We start from the raw sequence: 20,180 nt of genomic DNA on the forward strand, positions 1-20,180 counted from the left end.
CCAGCTCACATGTGGGCGAAATTCTCAGCTGTGAGGTGAAAACATCTAATTTGAGAAGATAGGGCATTCTCTCTTGAATTTGCGTGAAAGTTGGGAGGTTGTCTTGGATCCATTTTTGAAAGTCACCGGCATCGGCAAGTCGTTTGGCGCCGTTCGTGCATTGCACAATGTCAATCTGCTGGCCTCGAAGGGCGAGTGCATTGCGATTTTGGGCGAGAACGGAGCAGGTAAAACCACGTTCGCAAGCGTTTTGATCGGCCTGTATCAGCCCGATAACGGCGAAATCAAACTGGGCGGAACACCTGTTTCGGTGACCAGCCCAGCAAAAGCTATTGAGCATGGGATCGGCATGATCCACCAGCATTTCAGCCTGGTCGGCGCGATGAACGCCGAAGAGAACATTCTGATCGGCTTGCCCAGCACAAAGCGGGGTGCCGAAGCGCGGGCGCGCATTCGGCAGCTTTGCAACGACTTTGACTTTAACGTCGATTTCGACATCCGTGTCACGGAAATGCCTGTGGGCATGAAGCAAAGGGTGGAAATCCTTAAGGCGCTGTTTCGCGATGTATCGATCCTGATATTGGATGAACCCACCAGCGTTCTTGCCCCGACCGAAGTCGCGCCATTTCTCAAAGGAGTGCGCAAGTTGGTGGCCAACGGCTGCCTTGTCTTTTTCATCAGCCACAAGCTCGATGAAATCCGCGAAATTGCCGATCGCGTCATGATAATGCGCCATGGGCGTGTCGAGGGAGTTCTTCCGGTTGCGACCACGCCCATGGCGCAGATGTCAGCGCTTATGATGGGAGACAAGCCGACCGGCGAAACGGTCGAGACGCTCAAGGCCAAAAAGGCGCGCAATGACACCAGCTCAGCACCGGACGCTCTGGTTGTCTCTGATGTCTGCCTGATCGATCCAGGCGGGGCGGAAATCCTGCAGGATCTGACCCTCTCCGTGAAGGCTGGCGAAATTCTTGGAATCGCTGGGATCGACGGCAATGGCCAGACGGAGTTGAGCGAGGTGATCACCGGCCTCAAAAGGCAAACCAGCGGCGCCATCCACCTTAATGGCACGGAGATATCAAGCGCCTCCATCGCTTCGCGCATAGCAGATGGCATAGGCTTCGTGCCCGAGGACCGCCATGCCGAAGGCTTGGTCCTGTCACTCAGTGTCGAAGAAAATATGGCCTTTCGATCGATTGGCGAAGACAGGTTCATGTCTGGCGGTCTGATTTCCCGGCGCGCGATGCACGAGATCGCAAGCAACGTGGTCGCGGCCTTTGACATTAGGCCCCCTGACCCAAAATTGAACGCTTCGGCTCTATCCGGTGGCAATCAACAAAAAATCGTTTTGGCCCGTGAAGTGGCCCGGGCGCGCAATCTTTTGGTCGTCGTACAGCCGACTAAAGGGCTTGATGTCGGCGCAACGGAATTTGTTCAGAACCAGATCCGCGCCGTCGCCCAAAGCGGCGTGGGGGTTCTCTATATCTCCACTGAACTTGAACATGTGCTCGACATCTCTGACCGCGTCGCCGTGATGGCCTTTGGGCGGATCACGGGTGTTGTCGATCCAGAAAACACAACTCTTCAAGACATTGGGCTCTTGATGACCGCAGCGCCGGAGGAGGTAAAATGAACAGATTTACCATGCAACGCCGGATTGCGATTGCTTTACTTTTAGCGCTGAGCGTTGGCGGCGTGCTGATCCTGCTCGACGGGCACAACCCGTTTGAGGCCTATAAGGTTCTGTTTCTGGAATCCTTCCTGAATTACTGGGGTTTCTCCAATACGCTGGTCAAAGCCTCACCGATGCTTCTGGCGGGGCTGGCCGTAATCATTCCGATGCGCGCCGGTGTGTTCAACATCGGTGGCGAGGGGCAGATCTATATTGGTGGGTTGTTCGGCGCCGTCTTCGCTTTGGCGATCCCCGATCTGCCCGGTCTATTTGGCGTGCCGCTGATATTTGTCGCCGCCGCCGCCGGCGGGGCGTTCTGGGCGGCAATTCCTGCGTATCTCAAAGCCTATCGGGGCACGAATGAGGTCATTGTCACGCTGCTGATGAACTTCATTGCAATCCACATAGTCAGCTACGCCGTGGCAGGGCCGCTATTGGCCGAAGGCGCGCCATATCCTTATTCGGAGGAAGTCTCAGAAGCCTATCGCCTGCCTATTCTGATGTCGCGATCTGATACCCATGTGGGCTTTGTATTCGGGCTGGCCATGACGGTCATCTTGTATTTCTGGCTGCGCTTCACGCCATCGGGCTTCCAACTGGACCTTGTGGGGCGCAATGCCCGCGCTGCGGCCTATGCCGGTGTGGACCAGAAAAAGACCGTCATCCGCGCCATGTTGATTGGCGGCAGCCTTGCAGGCATGGCCGGCGCAATCGAGGTGATCGGGTTGAAGTACCGCCTGTTCCACTTGTTTAGCGATGGCTACGGCTATGACGGAATTGTCGTCGCCTTCCTTGCGGCTCTTAACCCAATTGTCGCGCCTTTGACCGCGCTGTTCCTTGCCGGGCTTTCTGCCGGCGCGGGAACGATGCAACGTGCCGTCGGGGTCGACAGTTCCGTCATCGAAGTGGTCGAGGGGCTTGTTGTGGTTCTGGTCGCCGCCGCCCTCGTGACACCGCGAATCAGGTCAACATCCGTTCTGAAACCCCTGGCAAAAAACCTGCGGCTGCGCCGCCAAACACAACGCCAAAAGAAAGAGGCATAGGCTATGATTGATCTTGTTTTGCTGGGCGACGTCCTTGCCGGAACCGCCCGATTGGGTACGCCAATTGCCTTTGCTGCCCTTGGCGGGGTGATTGCAGAACGTGGCGGGCTGTACAACATCGGCCTCGAAGGTCAGATCCTCGCCGGTGCGCTTGGCGCCGCTGCTGGTTCTTTCGCAACGGGCTCCGCCATGATCGGGCTCGGATGCGGGATCATTTGCGGCCTGATCTCAGGCCTGCTGCTTGGGTATATGTCGATCCGGCTGCGCATCAACCAGCTGGTTGGCGGTATCGCGCTCAACCTGCTGCTGGCTGGACTCACAGCTTTTCTGTCCCGTCAGATATTTGGAGCTCAGGCCGGAGGGGCGCGGGTAAACGGGTTCTCGCAGATCGATATTCCCTACTTGTCAGATCTTCCCGTAGTTGGCCCGTCCCTGTTTGCCCAGGATCCGCTGTTCTACCTTTTGATCGGATTGGCAATAGCCGCCTGGTTCTGGCTGATGAAATCCCACAAGGGTCTGGACCTTCGCGCCGTTGGCGAAAACCCGAAGGCCGCGGACTTGGCTGGGGTTCCTGTCTTTCGCATGCAATATCTCTCAATTGCAGTCAGCGGTGCCCTCGCGGCACTTGCTGGGGTGCATCTGGTCTTATCGCAAGTCTATGTGTTTGCGGAAGGCATGAGTGCGGGCAAAGGCTTCATTGCGCTTGCGGCAATCATCTTAGGACGTTGGTCGCCCATCGGCGCGATCTGCGCGGCGCTTTTCTTCGGCTTCTGTGATGCGGTGCAATTCAAACTGCAATTCACCTCGCCAGAGGTTCCCTATCAGCTCTTCCTGATCTTGCCTTACCTCGCATCGCTCATCGCACTTGTGGTCCTCGGCGCCAAGGCCAGCGCACCTGCAAGCGTTGGACTCCCCTACGACCGGGAGCATCGATAAATCTCAGCCGTGACGTGAGAAACCATCGTTTTTCACGTCGCGATCCTCCCGTCACCCTGACAACACATATCCAATATGGGAGAACAACAATGCAATTGAAGTCCAAACTATTGGCGGGGCTTGCGGCACTGATGTTGGCCGGGCCTGCGGTCGCTGACGGGATCGAACGCGCCGCGATCGTTATGCCCGGATCGATTTCTGATAATGGCTGGAACCAAGCCGGATTCGAAGGTCTCACCAAGGCAGGTGAAGTGCTTGGCTTTGAAGCCGCTTTTTCCGAAAGCGTGCATCAGCCGGAACAAATCGAAGTCCTGAGCGACTACGCACGCAGGGGGTATGACCTTGTGATCGGTCACGGCGGAGAATTCCAGGACGCAGTGGAACGCGTCGCAGCACGCTTCCCGGAAACCATGTTCATGGTGAACAACGGATTGGGCACAAAAGACAACATTGCCAACGCGGATTTCTACTTCAGCCAAATCGCTTATCTAATGGGCTACGTCGCGGGCGCCATGTCAGACACAGGCACCATCGGCATCATCGCGGCGCAACAGTTCAAATTCACGACCGACACGGTTGCTGGATATGAAGCGGGGGCCAAAGCGGCCAATCCGGACATCAGAGTTTTGGTTACCTGGACCGGCGACTGGGATGACATCGCCAAGGGCAAAGAAGCTGCTTTGAACCAAATTTCCCAAGGCGCCGATGTCGTCTGGCCGACAATGGACAGCGCGACGCTGGGCTCCATGCAGGCCGTTCAGGAAAAAGGCGTCTATGGCATCGGCATCTATCGTGATGCGATCAACGAATGGCCGGAAATCCTACAGTCCGCTATTCTGGATGTCCGAGGCAACATGCGGTCCTACCTGGAACTGGCAGCTGCTGGCAAACTGGAAGGTGCGCTCTACCGGGCGGATATGGGCAATGAACTGGCCATGCGGATCGGGTCGTTCCACCCAGACATCCCAGTGGACGTTGTCGATGAAGTTAACAAACTGATCGACGCCATGAATTCCGGTACTTTGGTTGTGAATCCACAATAAGGCATCTCTTGTAATCGCTCCTCTTATAACTCTCGCCCCCAAGTCTGGGGGCATTTTTTATTGTTAGAGAAATCAATGATTGAAGCCTTTCGCTTGTACCGCGTGGGATTGCGTTACCCCCAATTTCGCCGGATTCGCTATGCTTTCTATTCCTGTTTATTAGGTCGACAACACCCGAAAATGAACAAATCCAGGACTGCCTAAGATCCAACCATGCAAAACGCTCAATCAACATCATCCTTGCAAAATCTATGACCAGACATCTATGCGCATTGCAGCATCGGTCGAACTGGGCTCACGGCAGACACTGGATCGATTTGATTTATCGCTTAAACAAGGTCTCTTGCGACTGCTTGTCACGATTATCTCCACGCAATTCGGCATGCAGTGCGCGACCGGCTTGGACGCCGGGACGGGCACTGACCGTCTCCAGCCAGCGGGTAAAGTGCGGCTTGTCCTCTAACACCTGCTGCTGGCCTTCCCATAGGCTGGCCCAGCCCCAGATTGACATGTCGGCAATGGAATAGAAGTCGCCCGCGACATATTCGTTGTCGGCCAGCCGTCGATCCAGCACGCCGTACAAACGCCCGACCTCGGTGCGGTAGCGGTCTTTTGCATAGGGCAGGTCCTGCGGTGGGTCCATGTAGGGTGCGTATTTCAGGAAGTGATGCGCCTGACCGGCCATCGGGCCAACGCCGCCCATCTGCCACATCAGCCATTCTTCGACCGCGATCCGGTCACGCTCGGTATTGCCATAAAACCGCCCGGTTTTGCGAGCCAGATACATCAGGATTGCCCCGCTTTCGAACACGGAAACCGGCGCGCCGTCGGGCCCGTCAGGGTCAAAGATTGCAGGCATACGGTTGTTGGGCGAAATCTTCAGGAACTCGGGGTCGAACTGATCGCCCTTGCCGATGTTGATCAGATGCGTGGAATAGGGCAACTCCATCTCTTCTAACGCGATGGATACCTTCCACCCGTTGGGGGTAGGCCAAAAATACAGATCAATCGGGTCCGCCATATGCCCTCCTTTTGTTGAATGGATCATGCGGGTTTCTGACGGGGCGGCAAGGGCCGATTACGCAACCGTGACCGGGGGAACGCCGGGCTTGACGGCAAACCGCCCGAAGCGTATTGCCTCTCGCAGAGCTACGTGGCGATTTGTTACCGGATTGCGGGCCACGCTAAACAACACCGCTAAAAGGTCAGGATGAAAGGCCCCTTTCGCTTGACCGCGTCTGGGGTTTTTTTGATGCCTTTGCCGGGCAAAGGTCGAGAGGAATGACATGAGCGAAAGCTGGAACAAACGCACTCAAGCCGTCCATGGCGGCATCCGCCGCAGCCAATACAATGAGGTTAGCGAGGCGATCTTTCTAACCCAGGGGTTCGTCTATGAGAATGCCGAACAGGCCGAGGCCCGTTTTCTGGAATGTGGCCCGGATGAGTTCATCTATGCCCGCTATGGCAACCCCACCGTGTCGATGTTCGAGCAGCGTATCGCGGCGCTTGAGGGGGGCGAGGATGCTTTCGCCACAGCTTCGGGCATGGCGGCTGTCAACGGCGCGCTGACCTCGATGCTGAAGGCAGGCGACCACATCGTTTCGGCTAAGGCGCTGTTCGGCTCATGCTTGTATATTGTCGAGAATATCCTGACCCGGTTTGGTGTAGATGTAACTTTCGTAGACGGCACCAATCTGGACGAATGGAAAGCGGCGATCCGGCCCGACACAAAGGCTGTGTTCTTTGAATCCATGTCGAACCCGACGCTTGAGGTGATCGACATCTCGGCCGTAGCCGAACTGGCCCACGCAGTTGGTGCGATGGTGGTCGTGGACAATGTGTTCTCGACCCCAGTGTTTTCGCGTGCGATCGAGCAGGGTGCGGATGTTGTGATCTATTCGGCGACCAAACATATCGACGGGCAGGGGCGTGCGCTGGGCGGCGTAATCATCGGCACCAAGGACTTCATCCGCGGCACCGTTGAGCCTTATCTGAAGCACACCGGTGGGGCGCTGAGCCCGTTTAACGCCTGGATCATGTTGAAAGGTCTGGAAACGATGACCCTGCGTGTCAATGCTCAGGCTGAGACGGCCCAGATCGTGGCTGAGGCACTGGAGGGTCACGCCGCGTTGGAACGCACATTGTATCCGGGGCTAAAGACGCATCCGCAGAATGCGCTGGTTCAATCACAGTTGGGCGGTAAGGGCGGCACCGTTCTGTCGCTGGATATCAAGGGCGGAAAGGAGGCTGCGTTTGCGTTCCTCAACGCGATGACGATTCCGGTGATTTCGAACAACCTGGGCGACGCCAAGTCGATTGCGACCCATCCGGCGACCACGACCCACCAACGGCTGAGCGATGAGCAGAAAGACGAGTTGGGCATTACTCCCGGCCTGATCCGCCTGTCCATCGGTCTGGAGGATGCGGGCGACCTGCTTGCCGATATTAAGCGCGCTTTGGACGTTTCTCAGCGCTAACTACGCTCTATATCCTGTTATGCCTTGGGTGAAACTGCGTAAACGCGGCGTAACTCCCGCGATGTTTGCGGATTTTCATCCGGGCCGTACTTTAATGCGTATACGGTTAAACTGGAAAAAGCGTCGAACCTGTATATAGTCCGGCGACCAACCGAGGAACCCCGTTCGATGAATGTGTACCCCCGCACCATTGAAGACGCACCTGACAATGAAGACGCCGCCGCCGCGCTTAGAACGCTGCGCAAATGGGCCGAGTCCGCGAGTGAAGCTGAGATCAGCCAGCTTGATCCTGCAATTGCGCGCCTCGTGCCTGGACTGGTTCCGGTGAATTATCCTTCGCTGTCGCGAGAATATGCCGAAGACTTCACAGTTGACGCGGCCTATCGGGCATCGTTGCCGGACCTTCAAAACGGACCGTCCAGTCTGATCCGCGGGGCCATGCAACAAATTCAGCATGTGGGCATTTCTAATTTCCGTTTGCCGATTCGGTTCCACCGTAAACATGGTGAGGATCTCACGCTTGAAACCTCGGTCACCGGAACGGTCAGCCTTGATGCCGAAAAGAAGGGCATCAACATGTCCCGCATCATGCGCTCGTTCTACAAACATGCCGAGCGTACGTTCAGTTTTGAGGTCATGGAGGCTGCGCTGGACGATTATATGACCGATCTGGACAGTTTCGATGCGCGTATCCAGATGCGGTTTTCCTACCCGGACCGGGTGGAAAGCCTGCGATCGGGTTTGCAAGGGTATCAGTATTATGACATCGCGTTGGAACTGGTCGAACAAAACGGCGTACGTCAGAAGATCATCCATCTGGACTATGTCTATTCGTCCACCTGTCCATGTTCGCTTGAGCTGAGCGAACATGCGCGGTCCACACGGGGGCAACTGGCGACACCGCATTCCCAACGTTCTGTTGCGCGGATTTCCGTTGTTGTTGATTGCAAAGCAGATTGCCTGTGGTTCGAAGATCTGATTGCCCTGTGCCGCCGCGCCGTACCGACCGAAACGCAAGTGATGGTCAAGCGCGAGGACGAACAGGCCTTTGCCGAGTTGAATGCCGCGAACCCAATCTTTGTCGAAGACGCCGCGCGCTTGTTTTGTGCCGAGCTTCTGGCCGATCATCATGTCGGTGATTTCCGTGTTGTGGCCAGCCATCAGGAAAGCCTGCACAGCCACGACGCAGTGTCGGTGCTGACCGAAGGGCCAACCTTTGTTTCCGCCAGCTTGGATCCACGCTTGTTCTCGACCCTGTTTCACATCGGGTAGCTCGAAAAGAGCCTCCTGTTGTCTCATTTTGATCCAATTGGCGAAAAATTGCCGCATTGCAGCAATATTTCTGCACGAGCAGTGTGTTTCGCGTTAAACTATCCGTGAACGCAGCCATGGTGTGAGGGCGTGTCAGCCCTCGGGCCACTCTGAAAAGGAAGCCGCGACGTGCGATGTCCGGGGATTTCAGGCCTTGGTCACTCGCCCCTAATACCGGGGTGGGGCAGAGCGGTTCTTTTCTTGGAAGGTTGCTTCGTTTTTACAGGAGAAATGACTAATGAATCCGATTACCCAACCGCTTGAGTTTCAGGCGGCGGCCATTCGACTGGCCGGTTATGCAGTCAGCAACCAACTGAAGATCATGCAGATTTTGGCGAATTCGGCCATGGAGCTGCCTTTCGTTCCTGTTCACGCTCTGCACGCGTCTTCGTCGGTTCCTGCACCTGCCAAAAAGAAACCGGAATTCAAATCCAAGGCGGCAGCTGCCAAGCCTGTAGCCAAGGTCAAAACGACCGCCGCACCAAAGTCCAAGCCGCGCGTTCGGGCCAAGATGGCAGCGACCCCAAAAGCCGAATCACCTAAACCGGTTGTGGCAAATGCGGCCTCCCAGCCAGCAGTGGCCAAGGTTGCAGCGCCTAAACCTGCGGCCGTCAAGCCCGAGGCAAAGCCCGCCGCACCCAAACCTGCCGCAAAACGCGTGGCTCCAAAGGCAGTAGCGAAACCTGCGGCACCCAAGGCCACAGCCAAGCCAGCCGCGCCCAAAGTGCAGGCGGCGAAATCGGTCACGGCAAAACCAACGGCTGCACCTGCTGCCAAGCCTGTGGCCCCCAAAGCCGAAGCGAAGCCTGTGGCGCCCCTGGCGAATACAGCCAAGTCTGCGGCACCTCAGAACCGGACGCGCGCGCCTTCAAAACCGCCCGCAATGCCCACACCCGTCAGCAAAACCGACGAGTAAACGGGACATCCGCTTGACACAGTCGTGCAGGCGCGCCAACGCTGCGCCTCATGACGGATATGCGCCCGGTTGGATATGTGATTGGCCTGTTGGTCGCCATTCTTGGGGCGACCATGATGCTTCCCATGCTTGCGGATTTCATCGAAGGCCGGGGCGAATGGCCTGTTTTTCTGGGAAGCGGCGTCATCACCATGCTGACGGGCGTTATCCTGTCCATCAGTTGTTCGAACGGAGTGGGCGAAGGTCTGACGATCCGTCAGACCTTTTTGCTGACCACCGGCGTTTGGGTGGCGCTGCCCTTTTTCGGCGCAATCCCGTTTTTATTCGGCGAGACCGAGCTGCGCTTTGTCGATGCTTATTTTGAGGCAATGTCGGGGCTGACCACTACTGGTTCGACTGTCATTTCCGGGCTTGATAATCTGCCACAGGGTTTGCTGTTGTGGCGCGGATTGCTGCAATGGTTGGGCGGCATTGGGATTATTGTAGTCGCCATGGTGTTCCTGCCCGAACTTCGCGTGGGGGGGATGCAGATCTTCCGCTCGGAAGGGTTTGAAACCATGGGGAAAATCCTACCGCGCGCGCAAGAGATCGCAGGGCAGATTTCCCTGATCTATGTCTTTTTGACCTTTGTCTGCGCGCTTGTCTACGCCGGTTTGGGGATGGGTTTTTTCGATGCCGTCGTGCATGCGATGACAACCATCGCGACCGGAGGGTTCTCGAACTACGACACGTCCTTCGGCAGTTTCTCGGGGCCGACCGAGTATGCGGCTGCGGTCTTTATGATCCTCGCGGCGCTGCCCTTCGTGCGCTATGTTCAATTCGCCAATGGTAACACGAACTCACTGTGGCAGGACAGCCAGATACAGACATTCCTGGCGACAATCCTGGTGCTGGTCGTGGTCATGGCGGTGTTCCTAACCGTAGTCTTTCCACATCATTGGGAACAAGCGTTCCGGGAATCGCTGTTCAACATCACCTCGATCATTTCGGGTACGGGTTATGCCAGCGTTGATTACATGACGTGGGGCAGTTTCCCGGTCATGCTGTTCTTTCTGATCGGTCTGATCGGCGGATGCGCGGGCTCGACCGCCTGTTCGATCAAGATTTTCCGGTATCAGCTGCTGTTTGCGTCGATCAAAACGCAAATTCGCCGTATCCGCTCACCGCATGGCGTTTTTGCCCCGCGATATGGCGGGCGCACGATCGGGACGGATGTCCTGACTTCGGTGATGAGTTTTTTCATGTTCTTCGTGCTGTCGCTGGGTGTGCTGGCCTGGGCGTTGGCGCTGACGGGGTTGGACTTCATCACTTCGGTCTCGGGGGCTGCGACCGCACTGGCCAATGTGGGGCCGGGACTGGGCAGCCAGATCGGTCCGGCAGGAAATTTCGCCGGGCTGAATGACACCGCCAAATGGTTGTTGTCCATCGGCATGTTGGTCGGGCGGCTGGAACTGCTGGCCGTCTACGCGTTGTTCACCGTCCAATTCTGGAGAAACTGATGAAAAGACCCTTGGGGGCCCAGATTTCGCATATGTTGAAAGATCGGGGCGTTGACGTGATTTTTGGCATTCCGGGTGTTCACAATCAGGAAATGTATCGCGGCATCGAAGAAGCTGGCATCACACATGTGTTAGCCCGGCATGAACAGGGGGCCGGGTTCATGGCCGATGGCTATGCCCGCGCGACCGGCAGGCCGGGCGTGGCCTATGTGATCACCGGGCCGGGGCTGTGCAATATCATGACACCGATGGGGCAGGCCTATACGGATTCGGTGCCACTGCTGGTGATGTCTTCTTGTCTGGATGAAACGCAAGCGGTGCATGGGCAATTGCATCAGATGAAGGATCAGCTTGGGGCGGCTGAAACCGTGACTGACTGGTCGCGGCAGGCCAATTCCGCACAGGCCGCCTATGGTCTGGTCGAGCGTGCTTTTGAAGAGTTCGAACTGTCCCGACCGCGCCCCAAACATATTCAGGTGCCGATTGCCCAGCTTGAGGCCGATGCCGACCCCGCGCCGTTTCCCAATCAGCCGGGGCTGCGCACCAAGGTTTTGCCGCCCGATATTGCTCCGGTCATGTCTTTGTTGAATATCGCGCGCAGGCCGTTGTTCATTTTGGGCGGTGGCGCGCGGTCTAATCTGTGGCGGCAGATATTGACGGAACTGGGAGCGGCCTGCTTCACAACTTTTGCTGGGCGTGGGATGGCCGGGCAGGGCTATGCGTTGGACTTTGGTGCCATGCTGACACGCCCTGGCAGCGCCGAGGTGATTGGGTCCGCTGACCTTGTTGTCGCCGTAGGTACCGAACTGGGCGAGGTCGATCTGTGGCGCGACAACCTGGGGCACAGCGCTCATCTGGTGCGGGTCGATCTTGATCCCAGGGTTCTGTCCGATCAGCATCGTGCGGGCGTCAAGCTGCAGGCTGATGGGGAAAGCTTTGCGCATGCCTTATGGGGTGCGATTGACAAGGTGAAACCTGCAACGGGTTGGACGCCGGAAGAAATCACAGAGGCGCGCAGGCGCTGGCGCGCCGAGGTCGATGCCGAGCGGCCGGGGATCGTTCCGGTGCTTGATGCTCTGCGCGATGCCATGCCAGCGGATACGATGATCTATTCCGACATGACCCAAATCGCCTATGCCGGGAAAGAGGTCTGGGATATGGCCTATCCCTATCACTGGCATCACCCGACCGGCTTTGGCACGCTGGGATATGGCTTGCCGGCTGGTATTGGCGGTGCGGTTGCGCGTCGGGGCAAACCAACAGCCGTGATCGCCGGGGATTACGGGTTTCACTATACGATGATGGAACTTGGGGTAGCGGTCGAGCTGGGCCTTTCACTGCCCATTATCCTATGGGACAACGGCAAGCTGAAAGAGATCGAGGACAGTATGGTCCGAGGTCAGATCGCGCCGAACGCGGTGATCGCCCACAACCCGGATTTCTGCAAACTGGCTGAGGCTTTTGGGGCCCTGTCTGCCGCGCCCACTAGCTTGGCGGAGATGCAGACTGCAGTGCGCGCGGCCTTTGACGCGCCGGTTCCAACCTTGATCCGCGTAACGCCTGATATCGTGTAAACAAAAAAAACGCCGCCCAAAGGGGCGGCGTTCCACATTTGGGGATCAAATTAATCCCAACAATGCACCAGAACAGTCATTCCATTGGCTCTGCGGCTAAGTTCGTTGGGTGAGATCTCGGCAGTCGATTGACCCGGTTGGCCCGAGACGCCTGCCTGTTCAAGCGCCGCGTTCAACCGCTCAGCCGTGGCTGCCAGACTGACCGAGGCGGGTAGGGTGCGCCCATCGGACGGAGTGGGTAGCAACATGCCGACAACCTGACCGGCGTCATCGAAAACAGGTCCGCCAGCATCGCCCGGCTGGGCGGCCATCGCCAGACGTTTCACTCCGTCTTCTCCGTTCAGGCCGCGCACGTCAGTAATCTGGCCATAGGTCAGCGTCGGCGCCCCCAATGCGCCCTGATACGAAAAGCCCGACACTGCGACCTCGGATTGGATGCGCGGTTGATCGGTGCCGAATTCCGCGACGCTGATCGGCGCAAGGTTGTTCCGGGGCCGCAGAACGGCCACACCCAGATCAGCATCGGCCCAGGCGACCTGAACTTCCTGATCGTCGTTCAGGGTGATCCGGGTGCAGCTGTCGGTGGCCTCGGATACCGTCAGGATTGTACCGCTAGCATCGGTGAAAAAGCCGGACCGGGACAGGCGCGGCTTGCGGATTTGCAGGCCGGAAACAAGATCGATCCGTTGCTCGGCATTTGCACCGGCCCCTGCGTCTAGAACGGCGCTGTTTGTGGTGAAGCTGGCCTTGAGCGCGGCCAGAACCCGTGCCCGGCGGGCTTCATCCCCTTCGGGCCAGACCAGCGTGAAGCCTTTGATCTGGCCGTCCTTCAGCGCGGCCTGGGTGTACGAGACAACCCCGTTCCCGCGACCTTCCAGTGTAAAGCGATCACCGCGCAATTGTCGGGGGCCGTCCAGTGGGACGATCTCTAGCGACTGCATCACCTCGTAGAGCGCGCGCAGGGTGGCCTTGTCGCCTTTCTGACTGATCAGCAGCGCCTTAGCATCCAAGTCAGTGGTGCCTTTGAAATGCGCAAATGGGGCCTCATAGCGATCAAAGGCAATAGCATCCAATGGCAGATCCAGATCAATCCCGGCCTGCGGGTCTGAATAACGCGCCATGCCGACGCTGATCAGCGGCGCGTTATAGTCATCCATCAGCGACTTGCGCTGCGCTGTGGTCAGAACGCCGGTGGCTTCAAAACCGTTGAATCGTTGCCAGTCACCCATCGATCGGCGCGTGCCTTGACCAAACGCGCCGTCGATAGTGGCGTTGTAAAACCCTGCGGCCTGCAAGGCTGTCTGCAGATCCCGACGCTCTTGCGCAGTGAGCAGGCGTTCGGACTGTAGGGCTTGCGAGCGGGTTTCATCTGCGGGCTCAGCCGACAACCCCGAAACGGTCGCTTCCGGTTGTGGAGTGTTTTCGACGGGCGGTGTCACCACGCCCCGGTTCAGGATATTCGCACCGACTGGCCAGAACTGCTGACCCAGAGAGCTGGTGAAGGCTATGTAACTGTCAGCTGGTATCTGCCTTTCGGCCCGGTAAACGTCCAGAACCTGTTCAGCGTCACTGCGCAAATAAGGCCCGATAACAATGGCATACCAGCCAGAGTTCAGGCGAAACCCGTTTACGTCTGGCAAGAGGCTTGAATAAGCCTGCGCGCGCTCTTGTGCCTCGCGCAGCGAAGGGCGCGCCTCGACCTGGACCCAAACGCCGGCGTCTTGTTGCGCTGATACGGCACTTGCGCCCATTGAAAATAGAAACAGAATTGCAGTGAATATGCGTGTCATTGTCTGCCCGTGTTCGCAGTGTTTTAGCTTTGCGGCAGACTACGCGAATTGAACCGCAGAAAGCCATGCCTGGAATACGGGGAATTTCCAGTGTGGCGGTGCAGTGACAGCCCAACCCGATTGGCCCGTTGACGCCCCTTGGCCCCTTGCATAGGAAGGACAAAACCGACCGGAACCGGGCGCAGGGGCGTCCAAAGGGAATGTCATGACCGAACCGTCCAGCGCACCACGTTCTTTTCAGGAAATTATCCTGCGACTTCAGACCTATTGGGCCTCGAAAGGCTGCGCGATCCTGCAGCCCTATGACATGGAGGTCGGTGCAGGTACGTTCCACCCGGCCACCACGCTGCGCGCTTTGGGGTCAAAGCCGTGGGCGGCGGCCTATGTGCAACCCTCGCGCCGTCCAACCGACGGGCGATACGGTGAAAACCCCAACCGGTTGCAGCACTATTACCAGTATCAGGTGCTGATCAAACCCAGCCCGCCGGATCTACAAGAGCTGTATCTGGGCAGCCTACAGGCCATCGGTATAGATATGGACCTGCATGACATCCGCTTTGTTGAAGATGACTGGGAAAGCCCCACACTGGGCGCCTGGGGTCTGGGTTGGGAGGTCTGGTGTGACGGCATGGAAGTCAGCCAATTCACCTATTTTCAGCAAGTCGGCGGCCATGACTGCACACCCGTTTCGGGCGAACTGACCTATGGTCTGGAGCGTCTGGCAATGTATGTGCTGGGCATTGATCACGTGATGGACATGCCCTTTAATGATCCGCAATCACCCAGCCCGCTGACCTATGGCGACATCTTCAAACAGACCGAAGAGGAATACGCCCGCTGGAACTTTGACGTTGCCAATACCGAAGTTCTGCTGCGTCATTTTGAAGAGGCCGAGGCCGAATGCGCCGCCATTCTGGCGCAGGAGCATGACGACCCAAAAACCGGCAAGCGTATCATCATGGCGCACCCGGCCTATGATCAGTGCATCAAGGCCAGCCACATGTTCAACTTATTGGACGCACGGGGGGTGATCTCGGTCACGGAACGGCAGGCCTATATTGGTCGCGTGCGGGCGCTGGCCAAGCAATGTGCCGATGCGTTTGTACAGACCGGGGCAGCCGGGTTCGAGGCCTGATGGCGCGCTCAGGCCAATCCCGGCAACAGCACTTTCAGGCCATCCGCGATCATGCTGATCGCGATGGCCGACAGGATCATGCCCATGAAACGGCTCATGATTACGCGCGCGTTGTCGGACAGGCGTTTGGCCAGGGCCGAAGCGTTCCAGAAGGTGATGAACAACAAAAACAGAACCACCAGAAACACGCCCGCATAGATGATGGCGTCCATGGGCTTGGAAATATGGTGAGCGTACAGGATCAACGTTGTGATCGTGCCGGGCCCGACCAGAATGGGGAAGGCCAGCGGGTAAAACGCCACCGTCGCGGGTTCGGGGTAGGCTTGCTTTTCCCCCTTGGTTCCGTGGTGCGAGGTGCTTTCGTTGCCGTTCAGCATGTTCAGGCCAATCATAAGAACGACCAGACCACCCGCGACACGCAGATCGTCGACACTGATCCCAAACAGGCCAAGCGTCTGGTTGCCGATAGCTGCGAAGGCGCCGCCCAGGATCAGGCAATACGTGGCTGTTTTCGCCGCGACTTTGCGCTGATCAGCGGGCGTCAGGCCGTCGGTAACGCTCAGGAAGACGGGCAGATTTGTAATCGGGTTCATGATCGCAAACAGCGCGCCGAAGAACCCAACGGCAAGGGTCATGTCCATTCGAATAGCCTCGTTCCGACCTGTATCAGTTTGGAAACTGGCCTATTTTCCGCCAAGTTGAAAGAGGCCGCGTGATCGGGATGTTGAGAAGATGACCGGAAAACTGCTTGCAATCATCCTTATTGTTTCTGCGGCTTTGGCCGGGGTGGGCATGTATTACCTTCAGGTGTACGGGTTCTACTATGACGTCGCGCCCCAGCCAGGGAAGGACGTGGAATTGCTTGTAGAGGGGGCAGAGGAACCCCAGCCGATCCCGTACACGGCGTTTCAGGCGATTGATGCGGACAGCTCTCCGATCCGATACCGGGCGTGTTTTGAGACCGAGATGACGAGCGATGATCTTGCGGCTTTTCAGCCGGTCGAAAACCCCGAACCGCTGACCGCGCCGGGCTGGTTTGACTGCTACGACGCGGTTGCCATTGCCGAGGCTCTAAAGTCTGGACAGGCGCAAGCTTTTATGGGGGCCAAGAACATACACTATGGCGTGGATCGTATCGTCGCGGTGACCACTGACGGCAAGGGCTATGTCTGGCACGCGCTGAACAATTGCGGTGAAAAGGCATATGACGGAACGGTGGTGGGCGAGGAATGCCCGCCACGGCCGGGGGACTGAGATGCCCGAAGTCGAGGAAATGCTTCACATTCCCAATTTTCTGACCGCCACGCTTGGCATTGCGGTCTATCTGATTGGGGCCGAGATCAACTCTCGGGTCGCTCCGCTGCGTCAATTCAATATCCCTGAGCCTGTCACCGGCGGGTTGCTGGCGTCTCTTGTATTGCTGATTCTGTATGTCGTGGCAGGGCTTGAGCTGACGTTCGACCTTGCCTCGCGGGATTTTCTGCTGATCGTGTTCTTTGCCGGAATTGGGTTGAATGCGCGGCTTGCCGATTTGATTTCCGGCGGCAAGCCGTTGTTCCTGCTGCTCATTCTGACGTTGGTGACAATCGTTGCCCAGAATGCCGTCGGTGCCGCCGGAGCAGTTGCCTTTGGCTATCCGGCCCAAGCTGGGGTTCTCTTTGGCTCTGCGTCTCTGATTGGTGGGCATGGTACCGCCATCGCGTGGGCCCCCGAGGTTGGCACAGTCACCGGGCTTGAGGGCGCGACTGAACTCGGCGTGGCCGTGGCGACGCTTGGCCTTGTGTTGGCTGCGCTGGTGGGCGGGCCGATTGCCCGTCTATTGGTCGAAGGCAAGAAGTTGACCCCGGAACGCCCGGACGAAGAACACACAGTTGGGCTGCCGGATGATGCCACCGAGGCCGAGACCATGATCGACCACCTGACCATCATGCGCGTGTTGCTCTATCTGAATCTGGCGATCATCTTCGGATATTTTTTGAGCGAGGCAATCGCGGCTACCGGGTTGAAACTGCCCTTGTTCGTGCCCTGCCTGATCATGGGGATCGTCATTGCCAATGTTCGCGCAGCTCTGGCCCCCAACGCGCCGCCGGTGTCCCGGACTCCCTCGCTGGCGCTGATATCCGAGTTTTCGCTGGGCGCGTTTCTGGCCATGTCGCTGATGAGCCTTCAGCTTTGGACCATTGCCGAACTGGGGTTGGCCATTGTCGTTATCATGGGTGCGCAGACCCTGTTTGCCGTGGCGTTCGTGATCTGGGTGTTGTTCCCGGTGATGGGCGGCAACTATCGCGCCGCCGTACTGTCTGCGGGGTTTGGCGGTTTTGCACTGGGCGCGACCCCGACCGCTATCGCCAATATGACCGCAGTTACCAAACGATATGGCCCGTCGCCTATTGCCTTTATCGTGCTGCCCCTTGTATCCGCCTTCTTTGTGGATATCGCCAATGCCATCGTCATTCAGACGATCGTTAATTTCTAAGGACCGAAAATGCCCGACCTGCTGATCGAACTGTTTTCCGAGGAAATCCCCGCCCGCATGCAGACCCGCGCCGGTGAGGACCTGAAAAAACGGATGACCGACGGTTTGGTTGAGGCCGGTCTGACCTATGCCGGGGCTGCCGCCCTGACCACGCCGCGTCGCCTGACGCTGGCGATCGAAGGTCTTCTGACTGAGAGCCCAACGATCCGCGAAGAGCGCAAAGGGCCGAAAGTCGGCGCACCGGACAAAGCCATCGAAGGCTTCCTGCGCGGTGCGGGCCTGACCCGCGATCAGTTGGAAGAACGCGATACACCCAAAGGCGCGGTCTATTTCGCGACTATCGAAAAAGCCGGACGCCCCGCGGCCGAGATTGTGGCCGAGGTGCTTGAAACCACCATTCGAAACTTTCCCTGGCCCAAGTCTATGCGCTGGGGCGGCGGTTCGCTGCGCTGGGTGCGCCCGTTGCACTCAATCTTGTGCATTCTGTCCGATGAGGCTGGCGCGCAAGTCGTGCCGCTTGAGGTCGAAGGGATCAAAGCGGGCGACACCACTGCGGGTCACCGCTTTATGGCGCCAGATCGCTTCGCGGTCACGTCGTTCGATGACTACGCTGCCAAACTGAAACGCGCCTTTGTGGTGCTGAACCCCTCTGACCGCGCTGAACATATCTGGAACGACGCCCAGAACATGGCCTTTGCCGCCGGTCTGGAAGTGGTCGATGACAAGGGCCTGCTGGCCGAGGTCGCTGGTCTGGTCGAATGGCCCGTGGTGCTGATGGGCAAGATTAATCAGGAATTCCTCGACCTGCCGCCCGAGGTGCTGCAGACCTCTATGAAGGAACACCAGAAATTCTTCTCGGTTCGCAATCCGAAAACGGGCCGGATCGAGCGGTTCATTACCGTCGCCAACCGCGAAACCGCCGACAATGGCGCGACCATTCTGGCGGGGAACCAAAAGGTGCTGTCGGCGCGTCTGGCGGATGCCAAGTTCTTCTGGGAAAACGACCTGCGCGTCGCCAAATCGGACATCGCCCAATGGACCCGCGCGCTGGAGAATGTGACCTTCCACAACAAGCTGGGCACACAGGCCGAGCGGATCGACCGCATCGCGGCATTGGCTCGCGAACTGTCCCCGGTGACGGGCGCGGATGCGGATCAGGCTGAGAAAGCCGCGCGTCTGGCCAAGGCTGATCTGAACTCGGAAATGGTTTATGAATTCCCCGAACTTCAGGGGCTTATGGGGCGGTATTACATCGAAGCCGCAGGCGAAGACGCCGCCGTTGCCGCCGTGGCGCAAGAGCATTACTCACCGCTTGGTCCGTCAGATGACGTGCCGACCGCGCCGCTGTCGGTGGCCGTGGCACTGGCCGACAAGCTGGACACGCTGACCGGGTTCTGGGCGATTGATGAGAAGCCGACCGGGTCGAAAGATCCGTTTGCCCTGCGCCGTGCGGCGTTGGGGGTTATTCGGTTGGTCTTGGAGAATGATCTGCGTTTGCCGATTAACGGTGTCGTAGACCGCCAATTGCTGTCATATGAACTTGAGGGTCTTCGGGTATCTGGCGATGAACAAGACCTATTCACACTTGAAAGTACGCTTCAGGAGATCGCTAAGTACGGGGTATTTCAGGCGGCGTTCAAATCAGTGATTGGGCAAATTCCTGAAAGCGCCGATAATCCATTTGAACCGGATGTGAGTGATGGTTCCATCCTTCAAGGAATCTCGAAGAAGATTAGCAACGCGTCGTCCTCCATCCTCTCCTTCTTCCACGACCGCCTCAAAGTCTTCCTGCGCGACGAGGGTATCCGTCACGACATCATCGACGCCTGTATCGCAATGGACGGCAATGATGACCTGAACCTGCTGGTCAAACGCGCCCGTGCGCTGAATGCGGTGATTGCGACCGAGGATGGCGAGAACCTTGTGCAGGGCTTCAAGCGCGCCAACAACATCCTGACGCAGGCCGAGGAAAAGGACGGCGTCGAATACTCTTATGGCGCGGATGTGAAATTCGCGGAGACGGACAGCGAAAAGGCTCTGTTTGCCGCTTTGGATCAGGCGCAGGGCAAGATCGAACCGGCGCTCAAGGCCGAAGATTTCCCCAAGGCGATGACGACAATGGCTGAGCTGCGTGGGCCGGTCGATGCTTTTTTTGACGAAGTTCAGGTGAATACGGACAACGACATTTTGCGCCGCAACCGTCTGAACCTGTTGAGCCAAATCCGTCAGGTCTGCTCCTCCGTGGCGGACCTCAGCAAGATCGAAGGTTAATCCAGAACGCCCTTGCGCCATTGGTGCAAGGGCTTAT

At 57.8% G+C, this 20,180-nt stretch carries 16 protein-coding genes and 1 riboswitch; of the genes, 13 read left to right on the forward strand and 3 right to left on the reverse strand.

Annotated elements, in window-relative coordinates; all coding sequences use genetic code 11:
• Positions 1-103 precede the first annotated feature (103 nt).
• From GOX21_RS00610 to GOX21_RS00625, 4 genes are all read left to right on the forward strand, one after another.
• On the forward strand, positions 104-1,633 hold the full coding sequence (locus GOX21_RS00610; protein WP_170374789.1) for an ABC transporter ATP-binding protein: 1,530 nt from the start codon (positions 104-106) through the stop codon (positions 1,631-1,633).
• Positions 1,630-2,715, forward strand: coding sequence for an ABC transporter permease (locus GOX21_RS00615; protein ID WP_170374791.1), 1,086 nt, complete (start codon positions 1,630-1,632; stop codon positions 2,713-2,715). Before GOX21_RS00610 ends, GOX21_RS00615 begins: the two co-directional genes overlap by 4 nt.
• Before the next feature lie 3 nt (positions 2,716-2,718).
• On the forward strand, positions 2,719-3,651 hold the full coding sequence (locus tag GOX21_RS00620; protein WP_170374793.1) for an ABC transporter permease: 933 nt from the start codon (positions 2,719-2,721) through the stop codon (positions 3,649-3,651).
• 89 nt (positions 3,652-3,740) lie between these two features.
• On the forward strand, positions 3,741-4,694 hold the full coding sequence (locus GOX21_RS00625) for a BMP family protein (protein ID WP_170374795.1): 954 nt from the start codon (positions 3,741-3,743) through the stop codon (positions 4,692-4,694).
• Between the two features lie 322 nt (positions 4,695-5,016).
• On the opposite strand, the gene GOX21_RS00630 is transcribed toward GOX21_RS00625, so the two are convergent.
• Positions 5,017-5,715, reverse strand: coding sequence for a glutathione S-transferase N-terminal domain-containing protein (locus GOX21_RS00630; RefSeq protein WP_170374797.1), 699 nt, complete (start codon positions 5,713-5,715; stop codon positions 5,017-5,019).
• A 122-nt stretch (positions 5,716-5,837) separates the two neighbouring features.
• A riboswitch (SAM riboswitch) is annotated at positions 5,838-5,915 on the forward strand.
• A gap of 65 nt (positions 5,916-5,980) precedes the next feature.
• Here GOX21_RS00630 and metZ point away from each other — a divergent pair.
• From metZ to GOX21_RS00655, 5 genes are all read left to right on the forward strand, one after another.
• Positions 5,981-7,171, forward strand: a complete 1,191-nt coding sequence (gene metZ, locus GOX21_RS00635) for an O-succinylhomoserine sulfhydrylase (protein ID WP_170374799.1) — start codon at positions 5,981-5,983, stop codon at positions 7,169-7,171.
• A gap of 168 nt (positions 7,172-7,339) precedes the next feature.
• Positions 7,340-8,443 carry a GTP cyclohydrolase FolE2 gene (gene folE2 / locus GOX21_RS00640; protein ID WP_170374801.1) on the forward strand — a complete coding sequence of 368 codons (1,104 nt, stop codon included), beginning with the start codon at positions 7,340-7,342 and terminating at the stop codon, positions 8,441-8,443.
• 277 nt (positions 8,444-8,720) lie between these two features.
• The gene (locus GOX21_RS00645) at positions 8,721-9,398 is read left to right on the forward strand and encodes a hypothetical protein (protein ID WP_170374803.1); all 678 of its coding nucleotides are present in this window, start codon (positions 8,721-8,723) and stop codon (positions 9,396-9,398) included.
• Between the two features lie 50 nt (positions 9,399-9,448).
• On the forward strand, positions 9,449-10,897 hold the full coding sequence (locus tag GOX21_RS00650; protein ID WP_170348324.1) for a TrkH family potassium uptake protein: 1,449 nt from the start codon (positions 9,449-9,451) through the stop codon (positions 10,895-10,897).
• The gene (locus tag GOX21_RS00655) at positions 10,897-12,471 is read left to right on the forward strand and encodes a thiamine pyrophosphate-binding protein (protein ID WP_170374805.1); all 1,575 of its coding nucleotides are present in this window, start codon (positions 10,897-10,899) and stop codon (positions 12,469-12,471) included. The genes GOX21_RS00650 and GOX21_RS00655 overlap by 1 nt, the downstream gene beginning before the upstream one ends.
• A gap of 50 nt (positions 12,472-12,521) precedes the next feature.
• On the opposite strand, the gene GOX21_RS00660 is transcribed toward GOX21_RS00655, so the two are convergent.
• Positions 12,522-14,261, reverse strand: coding sequence for a serine protease (locus GOX21_RS00660; RefSeq protein WP_170374807.1), 1,740 nt, complete (start codon positions 14,259-14,261; stop codon positions 12,522-12,524).
• Positions 14,262-14,466: 205 nt separating this feature from the next.
• On the opposite strand from GOX21_RS00660, the gene GOX21_RS00665 reads away from it, so the two are divergent.
• Positions 14,467-15,396 (forward strand): glycine--tRNA ligase subunit alpha, encoded by a 930-nt coding sequence (locus GOX21_RS00665; protein ID WP_170348327.1) that lies wholly within the window; start codon positions 14,467-14,469, stop codon positions 15,394-15,396.
• Positions 15,397-15,404: 8 nt separating this feature from the next.
• Here GOX21_RS00665 and GOX21_RS00670 read toward each other — a convergent pair whose 3' ends face one another.
• A complete protein-coding gene (locus GOX21_RS00670) occupies positions 15,405-16,037 on the reverse strand; it encodes a MarC family protein (protein WP_170348328.1) in 633 nt (210 codons plus the stop codon).
• A gap of 91 nt (positions 16,038-16,128) precedes the next feature.
• Between GOX21_RS00670 and GOX21_RS00675 the strand changes: the two genes are divergently transcribed.
• Genes GOX21_RS00675 through glyS form a run of 3 tightly spaced genes read left to right on the forward strand, consistent with a single transcriptional unit; the run spans position 16,129 to position 20,143 of the window.
• Entirely contained in the window at positions 16,129-16,650 is a 522-nt protein-coding gene (locus tag GOX21_RS00675) for a DUF6446 family protein (protein WP_170374809.1), read from the forward strand.
• Between the two features lies 1 nt (position 16,651).
• Positions 16,652-17,872, forward strand: coding sequence for a sodium/glutamate symporter (gene gltS / locus GOX21_RS00680; RefSeq protein WP_170374811.1), 1,221 nt, complete (start codon positions 16,652-16,654; stop codon positions 17,870-17,872).
• A 9-nt stretch (positions 17,873-17,881) separates the two neighbouring features.
• Positions 17,882-20,143 (forward strand): glycine--tRNA ligase subunit beta, encoded by a 2,262-nt coding sequence (glyS, locus tag GOX21_RS00685; protein WP_170374813.1) that lies wholly within the window; start codon positions 17,882-17,884, stop codon positions 20,141-20,143.
• Positions 20,144-20,180: the final 37 nt, after the last annotated feature.

The sequence above is a fragment of the Ruegeria atlantica genome, assembly GCF_013032005.1.
GTDB lineage: Bacteria > Pseudomonadota > Alphaproteobacteria > Rhodobacterales > Rhodobacteraceae > Ruegeria > Ruegeria atlantica_A.